Source organism: Winogradskyella sp., from assembly GCF_003712105.1.
Taxonomy (GTDB): Bacteria; Bacteroidota; Bacteroidia; order Flavobacteriales; family Flavobacteriaceae; genus Winogradskyella.
This window is the reverse complement of the sequence record NZ_RHLG01000004.1, coordinates 19,108-35,930: the sequence shown is the minus strand read 5'-3', so window position 1 is coordinate 35,930 and position 16,823 is coordinate 19,108. Positions and strand designations below refer to the sequence as shown.

The following is a 16,823-nucleotide window of genomic DNA, read 5'->3' as shown; positions in this document are numbered from 1 at the left end:
GATCTGAATTATTTAGTTTCAGATTTTAGCTTTTTCTTTTTGCGCCAACGATTAAAGAATGTAATACCAATAATAACAGCTAAAAACGGCAATAAGTACGATACGCGCTCACCTTTACCATTCACAGTAGTAAAGACTCTATCCCAGCGGAAGCTCCAATTTTTAATACCATCATTAATTCCGTCGATACTCATCCAAATAAATACAGGCTTACCAATAACATGGTCAAAGGGCACAAATCCCCAAGCACGACTATCTACTGAGTTATGACGGTTATCACCCATCATCCAGTAATAGTCCTTTTCAAAAGTATAGGAGTCAACGACTTCTCCATCTAATACAACCTCATTACCTCTGGCATACACATTATGACCTTCATATTCTTGTATTAAGCGATCAAATAATGGTAAATTCTGTACATTAAGCTCAGTGGTTGTACCAGCCTTTGGGATATATAATGGCCCGAAAAAGTCAACATTCCATGAATAATTTGGATCACGAGGAAATGTTGCTCCATATTGGCCTTTTTCAGTAATATTTCGTTTTACAGAAAGTACTTCTGGATGGTTCTTTAAAGCTGCGATTGCCTTATCCGAAGCGGCAAAAACTCTGTAAGTATCTTCAGTATTTGGAACTCGTCCAAAACCATCATCTATATCTGCTCTGTCAATTACTTTCAGAATTCTGTCTACATCTGCCTGAGAGCGTAAAGGATTCTTCAATTTTACATCGTATGAAAATTGGAGCTCACCACGACCTGGAATTACATTCTTTTTACCGTTGATATATACATAACCTTCTCTAATTTCTAAAGTATCACCAGGTATAGCCACGCAACGTTTTACAAGGTTCGTTTTCTTATCTATAGGTTTATAATAATTACGGTCTGGTGTAAATATATCCATGTTTCGTAATGTGTCAGCAGGCTGACCAAAAACGACGTAGTCGTTGTTCTTTATTTTTTCAAATGAAGGAAATCTAAAGTATGGTAATTGCAATTTGTTTTGCCAAGCTGTTTCCCGCTTTTCATAATTGTCGCTGTATAAATACGATTTAGATTTTAATACAGGAATTGTATCATGTACCATAGGTGTTCCTACTGTAGTCATTGGAGCACGAGCACCATAATGTAACTTACTCACAATTAAAAAATCACCGACTAATAAGGACTTTTCTAATGATGAAGATGGAATTACAAATGGTTGAAAAAAGTAAGTATGTACTATAGTTGCAGCAACAATGGCAAATAGGATAGAGGTAATCCATTCGCCTGTTGAAGTCTTAGGCTTAAGTTCACGGTTTTCAATAAACTCAACATCAGCTAAATAGTTAAGATAGTATAAGTAAAATCCTAAAGTAAGTATACAAATTAAGGCATCAAATTTAGTGTCTTTACCAAAGGCTCTCGCAGTTTCTACCCAAACTGCTGGAATCATAATTAAATTTACAATTGGCAGAAAAATGAGGATAACCCACCACCAAGGCCGAGTGATAATTTTCATTAAAATGACCGCGTTATAAATAGGAATAAATGCTTCCCAAGCTTGTCGGCCAGCTTTAATGTAAAGCTTCCAAGTGCCTAAGCCATGTATAATTTGTATTATTATTATAAATATTAACCACTGTGTCGAGTCCATATAAATATTTTTGATTGATTAATGTCTAATGACCAATAATCAATTTTAGATTTAGTTGTTTAGGTTCAAATTTGCAGTTTTTCTTGATGAAATGAAAATTCTTGTCAATTCATCAGCTTCTTTTAACAAAGATTTACAGCTTTCAGGCAAAAGTAAGTTTTCATCTTGAATAAATTCTATCCAAAACAAACTTTCATCAATCTCCTCAATAACAATGCTAATTTTAGCAATAAAGGCTTTTTTTGATTGTGCTATACAAGTAGCTCTATAATTTGCTGCTACTGAAGTCGAACTTCGAATAAGTTGCTTTTTTATATGATTAGATAAATAGTCATTTGATAATTGAGCTGTGATTTTTATGCAATCATGAGCAAAAGATTTGGTTCTATCCTTTAAGTCATTTTTTTTAAGATTCGTCATTCAAACATTTATCATTTGACATTTAAACCTAGGACGTCTTTCATACTAAAGACACCTTTTTTATCAGCTATCCATTCTGCGGCAATAACGGCACCTAATGCAAAACCTTGTCTGTTGTGAGCAGTATGTTTAATTTCAATAGTATCTACTTCAGAATTATAATTGACCGTATGTGTGCCAGGGACATTTTCTATGCGTTTCGCATGTATCTTAATAGTGTCAGTATCGCCATTATCAAGTTCCCAATTTTTATAATTTGAGTTGCTGATAATATCATTGGCTAATGAAATGGCTGTGCCGCTAGGTGCATCTAACTTTTGGGTGTGGTGAATTTCTTCAATATCGAGATTGTAATCTTTGTAATCTGCAATTAAGGTTGCCAAAACACGATTAACTTCAAAAAAGATATTTACGCCTAAACTAAAATTCGAAGCGTATAGAAATGCACCATTTTTGGACTTACAATAATTAGTTACATCACCATATTTGTCTAACCAACCTGTTGTGCCAGAAATTACTGGTACATTGGCGTCAATTGCTGCTTTAATATTTTTAATTGCAGTAGTCGGAAGACTAAAATCGATAGCGACATCAGTATCAGAGAAGTTTAGTTCATCTTCATCATGATTAATTTTAAGCGAGATAGAATGGCCACGATTAATCGCAATTTGCTCTATTGTTTTCCCCATTTTACCATAACCGAGTAAAGCTATTCTCATATACTAATCATTCTAAAATTTAAAATTCAGCGTCACACCCAAATCTGAAGAGTCTTCCATTGGATTATATTGAAAATGAGGCCGCATCGCTAAATTTTCATCTACATTAAACTGAAGCAAATGTGCATCTACGTTTGCATCTATAATATTCAGGGCATAAAAACCTATAGTCAATAATAATGCAATATCCCTATTTCGCCTGAACTGTCGCTGTGCTCTTATTAAACCATCGTCCGATATAATCGGTGTTGTTCCATTACCAAAAAACTCATCATCAGTAAAGCCAGCTAAACGCCTTTTAAAGGCATCACGATACCGGTTATACTCACCATTATTAAAATCATAAATCAAAATACCACCAGTTATCAGGGTAACAACGATAGGGACTTTCCAATACTTCTTATTGTAAACTTGCCCCAAGCCAGGTAAAATGGCAGAATAGAATGCCGCTTTTGACGGCCGTAATGGGTCAATTTCTCGCTTTACAAGTAAAGCCTTATCAAGGTTGAGCTCTTCAACGCTAGTATTTACTGTACTGTCTCTTTTTATTTGTGAAGACATGGATACAGAAAATAGAAGTGCAATTAATACTAAAACAACGGATTTATTTAGCACTTTTAATAAGTTTAATAATACGATTAAAATCTTCTTCAGAATGAAAAGGTATCGAAATTTTACCACTACCATTCTTTGCTACTTTAACGTCAATTTTATGGCCAAAGTATTCTGAGAATTCCTTAATTCCTTTTTTAATTGGTTTTGGAATTTCTATTGTTTCAGATTTTACAACAGTTTTAGGATTATTAAGGTTTTTCACCAAAGCTTCTGTAGCTCTAACAGACAGTTTACTGGTTATAATTTTTTCGTAAACTTCTAGTTGGTCAATTTGATTGTCAATATTAATCATTGCGCGACCATGCCCCATGCTAATAAACCCATCTCTCATACCTGTTTGAATAATTGGGTCTAACTTTAATAACCGTAAATAGTTAGAAATTGTAGAACGTTTTTTACCAACACGATCACTCATTTGTTCTTGAGTAAGTTGAATTTCGTCAATAAGGCGTTGGTATGACAAGGCAATCTCTATTGGGTCTAAGTCTTGACGTTGAATATTTTCAACCAATGCCATTTCTAACGATTCTTGATCGTTAGCAATTCTAATATATGCTGGAATTGTTGAGTTACCAATTAGTTTTGAAGCTCTGTAACGTCGTTCACCCGAAACAAGTTGATACTTATTAAAGGCTAATTTTCTTACGGTAATTGGTTGTATAACGCCAAGTTCTCTTATTGAAGACGCGAGTTCTCTAAGCGTTTCTTCATTAAAATTGGTTCTTGGTTGAAACGGATTAATCTCTATATCCTCAATATCTAACTCAACTATATTTCCAACAACTTTATCAGCATTCTTGTCAGATGCAGATTTTATATCATTATCTGGGTCTTTTAATAATGCTGAAAGTCCTCGACCTAGAGCTTGCTTTTTTGTTGCCTTCGCCATGTTATCAGTTCTTTTTTATAATTTCCTTAGCTAAGTTAAGGTAATTTGCTGCACCTCTGCTGCTTACATCATAATTTATTATACTTTCGCCATAACTAGGCGCTTCACTTAATCGTACATTTCTTTGAATAATGGTTTCAAAAACCATATCGCTAAAATGCTTTTGTACTTCCTCAACCACTTGGTTAGATAATCGAAGTCTAGAGTCGAACATTGTTAAAAGCATACCTTCAATATCTAAGGCTTCATTATGAATTTTTTGCACACTCTTAATAGTATTCAAAAGTTTCCCTAATCCTTCAAGAGCAAAATATTCACATTGAATAGGTATAATTACCGAATCTGCTGCGGTCAATGCATTTAACGTCAATAAACCTAAAGATGGCGCACAATCGATAATGATAAAATCGTAATTATCCTTAATCTCTACAAGCGCTTTTTTAAGCATGTACTCGCGCTCATCTTTGTCTACCAATTCTATTTCTATGGCAACTAAGTCTATGTGTGCAGGTATAATGTCCACATTTGGTGTATTAGAACTAGTAATAGCGTCATTAGCAGATTTTGTGTGCTCAAGAACCTGATACGAACCGATTTCTACAGCATCGACGTCTAAGCCCAAACCAGAACTGGCATTAGCTTGCGGATCTGCATCGATAAGCAGTACTTTCTTTTCTAATACTCCAAGAGAAGCGGCTAAGTTTACCGAGGTAGTTGTTTTACCAACACCACCTTTTTGGTTTGCAATGGCAATGATTTTACCCATGAATTGATTTGGTTAAAATAGAGCTTAAAAATACAATTATTTATGAGTTTAGAAAACGGAAGTTGTTAACAGTATAGGAATAAAAATCGAGCGATAATAACCATCTCAAATTGCCTTAATTCAATGTTAAAATATTTAATCTTTAAGTTGTAAATTATCTTTATGCTTAATTATTAATTAGTTAAAACTTGCATATTTGTTTTATATGCTAATTAAGAAATCTACCTATTTAACATCAACTTAAAGTCTTAATGTTTAATTTTAAAACAGAAATTAAAACTATCAAAAAACATGAAAACTAATTTACGCACTAGTTTGGTGCTTGTTGCTATGTTGCTATTTTTCGTAGTAATAGAAGCACAACCAAAACAGACAGCCTCGGTTGAGGGTATTACAGAGTACATGATGGATAATGGACTTAAAGTTCTATTATTTCCGGATAATTCTTCGCAAACTATTACGGTTAATATTACTTATAAAGTAGGTTCTAGACATGAAGGTTATGGAGAGAAAGGCATGGCTCACCTATTAGAGCATCTCGTATTTAAAGGAACTCCTAACCATCCTGATATTCCAAAAGAGTTAACATCACACGGTGCAAGACCTAATGGAACGACATGGTATGACCGAACAAATTATTTTGAAACATTTAATGCTACGGATGAAAATTTAGATTGGGCTTTAGATCTAGAAGCAGATCGTATGGTAAATTCATACATTGCGAAGAAGGACTTAGATTCAGAGTTTTCAGTAGTAAGAAATGAATTTGAGTCTGGTGAGAATTCTCCAACAAGTGTATTAATGCAAAAAGTTATTAGCTCGGCTTTTTTATGGCATAACTACGGTCAATCTACAATCGGTAATAAATCTGATATTGAACGCGTGCCAATTGATAACTTAAAAGCATTTTACAAAAAGTACTATAGACCTGATAATGCCGTATTGATGGTTACTGGTAAGTTTGATACTGATAAGACTTTAGCACTCATTGAAAAGAAGTTTGGTGAACTTAAAAACCCAGAAAAACCTTTAGTAGATGTGCCGACGATCGAACCACCTCAAGATGGAGAGAAAAGAGTAGAGTTAAGTAGAGTTGGTGATTTACAATTAGTATCAACATTATTCCATACGCCTGCTGGTTCTCACGAAGATTATGCACCATTAGCACTCGTGGAGAATGTATTAACAGACCAACCTTCAGGACGTTTGTATAAAGCTTTAATAGAAAGTAAAAAAGCATCTTCTATATGGAGTTTTTCACCATTTACAAAAGAACCAGGGTTTATGTATTTTAACGTAGACGTGCCTTCTGATAAGCCTTTAGCAGAAGCTGAATCTACACTTTTAAATATGTTCGATGGGCTAAGAGAAAACCCAATTACTGAAGAAGAATTAAAACGCGCTAAAGCCAATCTTGTTAAGCAAATGGACCAAATAATGCGAAACTCCTCATTTTTAGGAACCTATACTAGTGAGTTTATTGGAGCTGGTGATTGGCGTTTAATGTTTATTCATAGAGATCGTGTTGAGAATGCTACGTTAGAACAAGTCAATGATGTGTTAAGTCGTTACTTCATAAATACGAATAGAACAGTTGGGAATTTTATTCCTACAAAGCAGCCTATACGAATAGAGATTCCTCATACTGAAGGTCTTGAGGAATTAGTAACTAGTTATAAAGGAAAAGAAGCAATGGATGCTGGCGAGGCCTTCGACGTATCTTATGCAAATATTCAAAGTCGTTTAGACTCTGGTGCGTTGAATGGCACCGGTATTGAATACGGATTTATTAATAAAGCTAATCGAGGAGAAACAGTTAATGTTAATTTCACTTTTAGAAATGGAACTGTTGAGGATCTTATGAATAAAGGTAATGTGGCTAGTTATACTGCTCGAATGCTTAATAAGGGTACAATATCAAAATCTAGACAAGATATTGAAGATAAACTAAGTGAATTAAAATCGAGCATTTTCTTTAGTGGAAATAACGGTAGAACTTATGCTTCTGTTACTTCTACAAAAGAACATTTAATGGAAACTTTGAAGTTAATGACTGAAATGTTGAAATCTCCAAAGTTTGACCAAGCAGAATTAGATAAGTTAAAAACTCAAGATATAGCCAATATTGAGCGCAATAAAACAGAACCTCAATATTTAGTGCAAAAGAAGTTGGGTGAGATTAATCAGAAATATAAAAAAGGACATCCTCTTTACAATATGAGTATGGAAGATGAGTTAGCTGCCATAAATGATGTGAGTGTAGAAGATATGAAAGCTTATTATGATGAATTTTATGGAATTTCAAATAATGCAACTTTAGTGGCAATTGGTAACATTGATGAACAAGGACTAAAAGACTATTTTGAAACTGCTTTCGCAGATTTTAAATCTGATAAACCATATTCTGAAATTAAAGATCCATATGCTCCTAATAATCCAGCTAATGAAAACATAAAAACGCCAGATAAGAAAAATGCCTTCACACTTGGATTCTTAAATTTTGAGTGCAGCCAATACGATGAAGATTATGCTGCCTTGCAGGTTGCTGGTTCTGTGTTTGGTGGTGGTTTCCTTAATTCTCGTATTGCTACTAGATTACGTCAGCAAGATGGTGTAAGCTACGGAGCAGGTGGTGGAGTAAATGTAGATGGTGATAAAGACGATAAAAACTCAAGCATGTATATTTATGCTATCTATGCTCCAGAAAATGAATTTAAGGTGCAAAAAGGTTTTAAAGAAGAGATTGCACGCTTTATTAAAGATGGAATTACTGAGCAAGAATTAAAAGATGCTGTTTCGGGTTGGGTTCAAGCTCAAAATGTATCTCGAGCTAAGGATAATGAGCTTGCAAGTACAATTAATAATAACCTGTATTATGACAGAGATATGATGTTTCAGAAAGAAATTGAAGATAAAGTAAAAAGCCTTACTGTAGAAGAAGTGAATAAAGCCATCAAAACTCACTTTAAAGAAATGAAATACTGGACTGTTGCCAATGGTGGAGATTATAAAGAGCCAAATATTAAAAATGAAGATAAGAAAGTAGATGATTAAATAGTATCCTACTTTAAATTAAAAAGCTCTTCAATTTGAAGAGCTTTTTGTTTATCCAAATAATAAAAATGCTATTCTTCAGGCAATAAAATGGCTTTTAAATAACCTTTGGTAAGGTATTTCTTTGCGGCATTCTGAACATCTTTTTTTGAAATTGTATTAATGTTGTTTTCATAATTCAGAACATTATTCAAATCGTTTCCGACGTAATCTGCACTTCTAATAACGTTTAGCCAAAATCGGTTTTGTTCTAATTGGTCTTTTCGAGAAAGTAGTTTAGCCTTTTTAACTTTCTCAAGATCATCGTCAGTAGGACCATTGTCAATTATTTTTTGCACCTCGGCTAGTGATGCATTAATTAATTTGTCAACATTCTCAGGAGCACAAGGAAAAGATATGCTAAAGTTATATCTTGAATAAGGTATTTTTGAAATCGAGCCTCTAGCACCAGCTCCATAGACACCACCTTCTTCTTCTCTAAGTTTTTCAATCAATTTAATACTTAAAGCCTCGCCAAGGACATCTAATGCTCGAGCTTCTTTTACATCATAAGTTGTTTCGCCAGAATAACTTATTCGTACTTGACTCTTTGGCTCAGAACCTTTTCTTACCGTTAGCTCATGACTACCTGTTTTTGGTCTAAATGAAGGTACGTTGTAATGTTCTCTCTCACCATTATCTGGTAGTGATGCAAGATATGTTTCGGCTAAATCTTTGAGTTGGTCCTCGTTTATGTTTCCAACAAAATAGAAATTAAAATCTCCCGCATTTGCAAAGCGCTCCTTGTATTTTTCGTATGCTAAATCGTAATTGGCCTTATCATAGTCTTCAGAAGTTGGTAATCCAGTAAATCTCGGGTTACCTTCATTTAAAAATTTACCAACTTCAACTTGAAACGCAATATTAGGGTTTGATAAAAAATTACCTAAAAACGCTTTTTGTTTACTAACGTATGATGCAAAGGCTTCTTTATCTTTATCAAGTTTAGTGAAATAAAGATGAATCATTTGGAAAAGCGTCTCAATATCTTTAGGCGAAGCAGAACCTCTTAAGTTCTCAGAGTATGCACCAATAGATGGTCTTACTCTGGCAATTTTACCTGACATCATTTTGGCCATATCATTTTTAGACAAACCATCTAAACTTGCTTCTGCTAATCCACCATTTGCATTTGCTACTTGCTTAAATACGTCATCATCATAAAGTGATGTACCTCCAAAGCTAAAAGCATCAAATAGCACTTCGTCATTTTTAAAATCTGTCTTTTTATAAGTTACTTTTGCGCCGTTACTTAATATTAACGTTGTGGTCTCAATAGGTTTGCCTTCGTTATTTAAAATAGTCTCAATAATGCTTCCTTTAGTAGGTTTAGTTACCATCATTTCACTTCTAACACTCTCATCTTCATAATCTTGAATATCAGATTTTTTAACGCTATCTAACAAATTAATAACTTCCTGTTCAGTAACTTTAGTAAGACCTTCTTTTTTTGGTCCTGTAAGAATCACTAAACGATTATCATCATGCAAAAAATCTTTTATCAACCCGTTTACTTCAGATAACATAATGTTAGGTAATTCTTCTTTAGCATAGTTATAAACCCAAGCCTCGCCAGGGATAGGATTTTCTCTTAAGAAATGCTGAATATATCGTCCAACAATTCGGTTAGATTCTAACTTATCTTTATTTTTATAACTACGTTCTAAACGAGCGATGTAGTCTTTTTTAGCGCGTTCAAATTCTGAGGGTTTAAAGCCATAACGCTTTACGCGCTCATTTTCTTCTAATAATGTCTTTAAAGCTGCCATCTGACCAGTTTCGTTCGTTTGTGCAAATGACTGATAAGCTTCTTTATTGCCTATGATTTGTCCTTTATAAGAAAAACCAAATATAAAAGGAGGATTAGGTTTATTGCTAAACTCAGCAAGCCTGTTATTAATCATTTGGTCAAAAAGACCTTCCACCATATTATCTCGATAATCTTTTACAGTTCTAGTTTTTTGAGGCTGTCCTTTATCCTTGTAATAAATTTGTACTTGACTTGAAGTGGCTTCTTCATCCCATTCTATTGCAATTAGAGTGCCGTCATGATTTTCAGAGCCAAATTCTTTTCTTGGCTTAGGGTTTTCAGGATTCTTAAGATTACTAAAATTTTCAATTATTTTTTTCTCTAAAGTCTCAACATCTAAATCTCCAACGGCAATAACAGCCATAAGATTTGGTCGATACCAATCTTTTTGAAAGTTTCTTACACTTTCGTAATCAAAATTTTCTAGATTCTCTTTTGTGCCGATTGGCAAACGTTCTGCATATTTGGATTTGTATGCAATTTTATCAAGATATTTGGATTGCATTCGGGTTCCAGCACCAAGTCTTGTTCTATATTCTTCAATTACAACTCCTCTTTCTTCATCAATATCTTTCTCGGTTAATAAAGCATTGCCAGCCCAATCATTAAGTATTTGAAACCCCTTATTCAATTTTTCAGGGTCATCACTTGGGATAGGTAATATATATACCGTTTCATCAAAACTAGTATAAGCATTAAGGTCAGCGCCAAATTCTATGCCTATGCCTTGTAAGTAATCAACAAGTTCATTTTTCTTGAAATTGGTTGTACCATTAAAGTTCATATGTTCCATAAAATGGGCCAAGCCTAATTGGTCTTCAGTTTCTAGGATAGAACCTGCTTTAATAGCTAATCTCAGTTCAACTTTGTCTTGAGGTTTGCCATTATTTTGAATGTAATAGGTGAGTCCGTTATCTAGTTTGCCAATTTTTACATCAGGTGTAATTGGTAAATTGTCTGAGGGAATTACTCTCTCTTTTTGGTTTTCTAAATCTGTTTTGATTTGAGCAACTACTGAGCTAAACGCAGATACTATTGATAGTAAAAATAAACTCAGGAAAATAGAAATCTTTCTTTTCATATTGATGGTTTTATTAAAATAATGTACAATTTAGTAATATAATTCTGACATTGATATTTATATTAATATTTTAACTAAACTTTTAGTTTAATATTGCGAGTGAAGAAAAATTAACCTATAAAAATTTCTAAAATCTAAATTGCAGCAGCACTAATTTTTGTACCAGCTCCAAAAACACCCAAAGTGCTAGCGTCAAAAAGAAATTGAAGATCAGGTAAAGAGCTTTATAATGAATTCATTATAGATGTGTTATTCTTTAGGTAATGAACTGCTTTTAAATAACCTTTTGTAGGTTAGTTGTTTTTACTAATTAAATTGAGTTATTTACGATGATTAGCCTGCAATTGAAATTATACATTTAGTAATATTTTTATCCTAAATTTAGCAAATGAGAAAATATTATATTATTTCCATAACTATTATATTTTTTTCTTTACCACTATTGGGTTTTAGTCAGACTATTAAGGCTCAAAGCGGAAGCTTTGGTGTTGATAGTACTAACAATATTATAATTTGGCATATTGCTGATTTCGAGCAATTAGATACGTATCAAATTAGTGGTATTGATTTTGGGGAATTATTTAAGTTAGATAAGCCTTCAAAACTTAATTACACAGATGTATTCTCGGTTACTGCACAGGATAAAACGTACAAATTGTTTATTACGAGCTTACCGGTTATTCATTTAAAATTGAATGCTTCAGTAATCAATAACCGAAAAAAGTCAGCTGGGATTTTAACGTATTATAATGATCAATATTTTATAGAAGCTTGCGTTGGTGTGAGACATAGAGGTAATTTATCCTTAACCTTTGCCAAAAAATCTTATGATTTAGAATTTTGGAAGGATTCTGATACTAAAGAAACCGTTGATGTTCAATTTAGAAGTATGCGCAGTGATGATGACTGGATGCTCGACGCCATGTATAATGAACCTTTGAGGTTACGATCTATGGTTGCAATTAAGTTATGGCTAAATATTCATAAGCCTTATTATTTCAAAAAAGAACCCGAAGCTAAAAATGGATTTGAAGCAAAATATGTCGAGGTTTTTAAAAATGGAGAGTATCAGGGCTTGTATCAATTATGCGAACCAGTCGATAAAAAACAACTAAAGTTAAAGTCACACCATGGTGATAGCATTAACGGTCAATTGTATGAAGCTAATTCGTATAAAGGCGGTCCAAGTTTTATAAAAATATCAGAGCCATATAATAACATATTTCCTCATTGGAACGGTTGGAAAACAGAATATCCTTTAATTGATTATCGATCAGATTATCAGGATTTGTATAATCTTCAGGATTTAGTCATTAATGGATCTAATTCTGAATTTAAAAGTAAGATTTCTAGTTTAGTAGACTTAGACAATGTTATTGATTATTATCTTTTTGTTAATGTTATTAGAGCCACAGATAACCTTGGTAAAAACTACTTTTTGGCAAAATATGATAAAGACGAGCCATTCTTTTTTGTGCCATGGGATTTAGATGGAACTTTTGGCGTTATACAAGATGGGAAGCGTATAGTAACAACCGATGATGTGCTAACTAATGGCCTGTTTAAAAGATTAATAGCTTTAAATCCAAACAACTATACATCAAAACTCAAAAGACGTTGGGATTATCTCAGAAAAGGCGAATTCAGCAATAGCGTTATCTGGCCTCATATTGAGGTAATTTATGAGAAATTCACTAAAGAAAATGTATATATGCGTGAGCATATGGTTTGGCAAAATAAGCTGACGCAAATATCAAATGAAAAGCATTTTGAGTATATTAAAGATTGGTTTGAAAGGCGAATGATATACTTAGACAGCTATATAAAATCTTTGTGATTAATACTTTAAAGGTGTTTTATTACCTATATCATCAATTATATATTCTGAGCGATTTATAATAAGAAGCGCAAAAGATGTTCCAGAGAATTTTTCTTTGCCATGTTTTACATCAATATTGATGAACCTGCCGTTATAACCAGTTTGTACTTGATCAACAACAGTATGTCCAACAACTATTTTTTCAGAATTGTAGAACTTCAAAATCTCATCAAAATGTTTTGACTTTAGCTTTTTTTTGGCTAACCCTCGATACCAGAACGGGCCTTTAGAACCGTAAAGAAATTTAATAGTTTCGTTTTTCTGATTTTGTCTAGAGTTATGATAATTAGACCGTGCAATTTGGTTAATTTGTTTTAGGCTTAGTTTATAGTCTAATAAATCTTTACTTAGACCGCCATGAACAAAAATATAACCTCCAATTTTTTCAACCACGTTTTTTGTAGATAGCCATTTTCCTAATTCAGTCGTAGGGGAAAATAAGTACTCTAAAGCCTCTTTTTGTTTGTCTAAACCACTTATTTTTTGAGCTACGTTGATATATTTACCTCTGTTGTATCTATTGTCACCATGTAAGTTTAGGATTTCGTGATTGCCTATAATAACATGTACTTTACCATCATATTTTTTAGATTGTTGGTCTAATTTATAGAGTAACCACAACACTTGTGTTACATTTTTACCGCGATCAATAATGTCTCCGTTGATCACAAGGTGTCCATTTCCAAATATCCAATTGTGGTCTTTATCGATAATATTATTGGCCAATAAAAGACCGTATAATGCATTATAATTACCTTCAATATCAGACAGCACAACCAACTTATCGGGCATTTTGTATTCCGTTTTTGGAATATTGTATTCTGAATTTAAATTGATGTAAAAACGGTCTTTATCAATATTGTCAACTTCCACAAGGATGGAATCTCCTAACTTAACAGAACTAGTCCTGATATCGTTTTGTCTTGAAACTCTAATTGCTAGCGTATCGTTAATAATATATGGACCATCAGCACCACTAAGAATATTGAGTTTATTCTTTTTTGACTTAGAGGAAATGATATTTTTTCCTGACTTTAATTGAGATTTACGCTTTTGTTGACTAAAACTTGAGTTACATACCAAAATACACAATAGGAGAATTGCACTTCTGAAAATATGCACGTGTATCTGGTTAAACCCAAACATTGTTTAATCTATCAAAATCTCTAAAATCTGAATTGCAGCATCGCTGATTTTTGTACCTGGTCCAAAAACTGCAACAGCACCTGCATCAAATAAAAACTGGTAATCTTGTTTAGGTATCACACCACCAACAATAACCATAATATCGTCTCTGCCATAGCTCTTTAGTTCTTCAATAACTTGCGGCACAAGGGTTTTATGACCAGCAGCCAATGAAGATACACCTAATATATGCACATCATTTTCCACAGCTTGTTTAGCAGCTTCTTTTGGAGTTTGAAATAAAGGGCCAATATCCACATCGAAGCCAACGTCTGCATAACCTGTGGCTACAACTTTAGCGCCTCGGTCGTGACCGTCTTGTCCCATTTTGGCAATCATAATTCTTGGTCTGCGCCCATCTTGCTCTGCAAATTGGTCAGCCAAGGCTCTTGCTTTTTTGAAGCTACTATCGTCTTTAATCTCTTTACTATACACGCCAGAAAATGATTTTATTTGTGCTTTGTATCGTCCAAACTCTTCTTCAAGAGCATCGCTAATTTCACCTAATGTTGCTCTTTTTCTTGCAGCATCTACAGCTAAAGCTAATAAATTATTTTCACCTGTTTTAGCTGCTTTAGTTAATTTTAAAAGCGCTGTCTTTACTTCTTCAGCGTTTCTATTGGCTTTAATTGAATCTAGACGTTCAATTTGTTGTAAACGCACAGTTTGATTATCAACTTCCAGAATATGTAATGGATCTTCCTCTTCAAGACGATACTTATTTACGCCAACTATAATGTCCTGTCCCGAGTCTATTCGAGCTTGTTTACGAGCGGCAGCTTCTTCTATTCGTAATTTTGGAATCCCAGCTTCAATGGCTTTGGTCATTCCACCAAGATTTTCTACTTCTTCAATAAGTTGCCATGCTTTTTGTGCAATATCGTTTGTGAGTTTTTCGACATAATAACTTCCAGCCCAAGGATCAACCGTCTTTGTTATGTGTGTTTCTTCTTGCAAATAGATTTGAGTGTTTCTTGCTATTCGCGCAGAAAAATCTGTAGGTAATGCAATAGCTTCATCTAAAGCATTAGTATGAAGGCTTTGTGTACCGCCAAAAGCTGCAGCTGTTGCCTCGATACATGTTCTGGCAACATTGTTAAATGGATCTTGTTCTGTTAAACTCCAACCAGAGGTTTGACAATGAGTTCGAAGCGCTAAAGATTTTGGGTTTTTTGGATTAAATTGTTTTACCATTTTTGCCCATAGCATACGTGCTGCACGCATTTTTGAGATTTCCATAAAATGGTTCATACCAATTGCCCAAAAGAACGACAATCGCGGTGCAAAAGTATCGATATCCATACCAGCAGCTAATCCTTTTCTAATATATTCTAAACCGTCGGCTAGGGTATAAGCAAGTTCTATATCGCAAGTAGCACCAGCTTCTTGCATGTGGTACCCGGAGATACTTATACTGTTGAAGCGTGGCATATTTTTACTTGTGTATTCAAAAATATCCGATATAATTTTCATAGAAGGTGTTGGTGGATAGATATACGTATTACGAACCATAAATTCCTTAAGAATATCATTTTGAATTGTGCCAGCAAGCTGTTCTGGTTGTACACCTTGTTCTTCTGCTGCAACAATATAAAATGCCATAATCGGTAATACAGCACCATTCATAGTCATTGAGACAGACATTTTATCTAAGGGAATTTGGTCGAATAAAATTTTCATATCTTCAACCGAATCGATGGCAACACCAGCTTTACCAACATCACCAACAACACGTTCATGATCACTATCATAGCCGCGATGCGTCGCCAAATCGAAAGCCACAGATAAACCTTTTTGACCGGCAGCTAAGTTACGCCTGTAGAATGCATTACTTTCTTCAGCGGTAGAGAAGCCTGCATATTGCCTAATGGTCCAAGGTCTACGAACATACATTGTAGAATATGGTCCACGAAGATTTGGTGCTATACCGGCTACAAATTCGAGATGCTCGAGGTCTAAAATATCCTGAGCCGAATAAGTCGCTTTAACATCTATATTTTCAGCTGTTTTAAATACGCCCTTAGAGTTCTGACTATTTTCTTTAAGAGAACTAGTAGTTAAGGTTATATGTTGAATATCTTTTCTAGACATTAAAAAATCGTTTTCTCTATGTATGGGTCAAAATCTAAATCTAAAGGTGTAGTTATGTTTAATAGAAGTGATTTTTGATTAGAACTTATAAAATAGGCTTGCTGGTAAAAAGATCGGTTTTGTTTCTTTATATCAACTCTAAAAATTGCTTTGAAGATTTGGGTTTTACCAAGGTTATTATACTTTGCCGTTATTCTGGTGTATTCAATTCCAGAAACTTCAGACGCATTTTCTTGATTTTGTCTTATAATGCCTAAAAGCTTTTGCGCATCTTGTTTTTTTATTGGTGCATATGGAATTGTATTTGCGAAATAAGTTGTTCCTAACTCCGAAGCAAAATAAATGTAATTATTCCCTTCAAGATTTCTTATATATCGTAATCTTTGACGTTCTAATTCAAACTCTTTTTTACTCACTAATGAATCTAAAAGCACCTCGTATTTTGACGCAGAATAGCGTTCAAATTCTTCAGGAAGAAATAATTGAATGCCATCATTTTCTAGAAAATGTCTTTGGCCTTCAAGCGTATTTTTTGGTTGTTCTTCATCAAAAATATTCTCCAGTTTGGGGTTGTCTTTACAAGATTGAAATGCCAAACTCAAAAGTAATAATATAGGTAGTATAGATGTTTTCAATAC

General features: G+C 33.8%; 12 protein-coding genes. 2 read left to right on the top strand and 10 right to left on the bottom strand.

The annotated features are described in order from the left end of the window. Window positions 1-8: 8 nt before the first annotated feature. The 6 genes from lepB to ED556_RS09745 are packed head-to-tail and all read right to left on the bottom strand — an operon-like array spanning window position 9 to window position 5,046. The gene (gene lepB / locus ED556_RS09770; protein WP_296322881.1) at window positions 9-1,637 is read right to left on the bottom strand and encodes a signal peptidase I; all 1,629 of its coding nucleotides are present in this window, start codon (window positions 1,635-1,637) and stop codon (window positions 9-11) included. A gap of 51 nt (window positions 1,638-1,688) precedes the next feature. Continuing rightward, a complete protein-coding gene (locus tag ED556_RS09765) occupies window positions 1,689-2,057 on the bottom strand; it encodes a four helix bundle protein (protein WP_296322879.1) in 369 nt (122 codons plus the stop codon). 11 nt (window positions 2,058-2,068) lie between these two features. Further along, window positions 2,069-2,776, bottom strand: coding sequence for a 4-hydroxy-tetrahydrodipicolinate reductase (dapB, locus tag ED556_RS09760; protein ID WP_296322876.1), 708 nt, complete (start codon window positions 2,774-2,776; stop codon window positions 2,069-2,071). Between the two features lie 12 nt (window positions 2,777-2,788). Beyond that, window positions 2,789-3,391: a DUF5683 domain-containing protein gene (locus ED556_RS09755; protein WP_296322873.1), complete on the bottom strand. Its 603-nt coding sequence runs from the start codon at window positions 3,389-3,391 to the stop codon at window positions 2,789-2,791. Further along, window positions 3,381-4,280 (bottom strand): ParB/RepB/Spo0J family partition protein, encoded by a 900-nt coding sequence (locus ED556_RS09750; protein ID WP_296322870.1) that lies wholly within the window; start codon window positions 4,278-4,280, stop codon window positions 3,381-3,383. The genes ED556_RS09755 and ED556_RS09750 overlap by 11 nt, the downstream gene beginning before the upstream one ends. 4 nt (window positions 4,281-4,284) lie before the next feature. After that, entirely contained in the window at window positions 4,285-5,046 is a 762-nt protein-coding gene (locus ED556_RS09745; RefSeq protein ID WP_296322864.1) for an AAA family ATPase, read from the bottom strand. 291 nt (window positions 5,047-5,337) lie between these two features. Here ED556_RS09745 and ED556_RS09740 point away from each other — a divergent pair, with 291 nt between their 5' ends. Beyond that, window positions 5,338-8,100 (top strand): pitrilysin family protein, encoded by a 2,763-nt coding sequence (locus ED556_RS09740; protein ID WP_296322861.1) that lies wholly within the window; start codon window positions 5,338-5,340, stop codon window positions 8,098-8,100. Between the two features lie 71 nt (window positions 8,101-8,171). On the opposite strand, the gene ED556_RS09735 is transcribed toward ED556_RS09740, so the two are convergent. Beyond that, on the bottom strand, window positions 8,172-11,030 hold the full coding sequence (locus tag ED556_RS09735; protein WP_296322859.1) for a pitrilysin family protein: 2,859 nt from the start codon (window positions 11,028-11,030) through the stop codon (window positions 8,172-8,174). Window positions 11,031-11,418: 388 nt separating this feature from the next. Here ED556_RS09735 and ED556_RS09730 point away from each other — a divergent pair, with 388 nt between their 5' ends. Further along, window positions 11,419-12,867 carry a CotH kinase family protein gene (locus ED556_RS09730; protein ID WP_296322856.1) on the top strand — a complete coding sequence of 483 codons (1,449 nt, stop codon included), beginning with the start codon at window positions 11,419-11,421 and terminating at the stop codon, window positions 12,865-12,867. On the opposite strand, the gene ED556_RS09725 is transcribed toward ED556_RS09730, so the two are convergent. Genes ED556_RS09725 through ED556_RS09715 form a run of 3 tightly spaced genes read right to left on the bottom strand, consistent with a single transcriptional unit; the run spans window position 12,868 to window position 16,820 of the window. After that, window positions 12,868-14,055: a metallophosphoesterase gene (locus tag ED556_RS09725; protein ID WP_296322853.1), complete on the bottom strand. Its 1,188-nt coding sequence runs from the start codon at window positions 14,053-14,055 to the stop codon at window positions 12,868-12,870. It abuts the gene before it with no gap. Window positions 14,056-14,058: 3 nt separating this feature from the next. Further along, complete coding sequence (gene scpA / locus ED556_RS09720) at window positions 14,059-16,185, bottom strand: methylmalonyl-CoA mutase (protein ID WP_296322850.1); 2,127 nt, start codon at window positions 16,183-16,185, stop codon at window positions 14,059-14,061. Further along, window positions 16,185-16,820: a hypothetical protein gene (locus ED556_RS09715; RefSeq protein ID WP_296322847.1), complete on the bottom strand. Its 636-nt coding sequence runs from the start codon at window positions 16,818-16,820 to the stop codon at window positions 16,185-16,187. Before ED556_RS09715 ends, scpA begins: the two co-directional genes overlap by 1 nt. Window positions 16,821-16,823: the final 3 nt, after the last annotated feature.

Excerpts from the sequence above, each read along its gene's own strand:
- ED556_RS09730 (WP_296322856.1), top strand. The coding sequence starts at position 11,419 with ATGAGAAAATATTATATTATTTCCATAACTATTATATTTTTTTCTTTA.
- ED556_RS09735 (WP_296322859.1), bottom strand. The coding sequence starts at position 11,030 with ATGAAAAGAAAGATTTCTATTTTCCTGAGTTTATTTTTACTATCAATA.
- ED556_RS09765 (WP_296322879.1), bottom strand. The coding sequence starts at position 2,057 with ATGACGAATCTTAAAAAAAATGACTTAAAGGATAGAACCAAATCTTTT.
- ED556_RS09740 (WP_296322861.1), top strand. The coding sequence starts at position 5,338 with ATGAAAACTAATTTACGCACTAGTTTGGTGCTTGTTGCTATGTTGCTA.
- dapB (WP_296322876.1), bottom strand. The coding sequence starts at position 2,776 with ATGAGAATAGCTTTACTCGGTTATGGTAAAATGGGGAAAACAATAGAG.
- ED556_RS09725 (WP_296322853.1), bottom strand. The coding sequence starts at position 14,055 with ATGTTTGGGTTTAACCAGATACACGTGCATATTTTCAGAAGTGCAATT.
- ED556_RS09745 (WP_296322864.1), bottom strand. The coding sequence starts at position 5,046 with ATGGGTAAAATCATTGCCATTGCAAACCAAAAAGGTGGTGTTGGTAAA.
- ED556_RS09750 (WP_296322870.1), bottom strand. The coding sequence starts at position 4,280 with ATGGCGAAGGCAACAAAAAAGCAAGCTCTAGGTCGAGGACTTTCAGCA.
- lepB (WP_296322881.1), bottom strand. The coding sequence starts at position 1,637 with ATGGACTCGACACAGTGGTTAATATTTATAATAATAATACAAATTATA.
- scpA (WP_296322850.1), bottom strand. The coding sequence starts at position 16,185 with ATGTCTAGAAAAGATATTCAACATATAACCTTAACTACTAGTTCTCTT.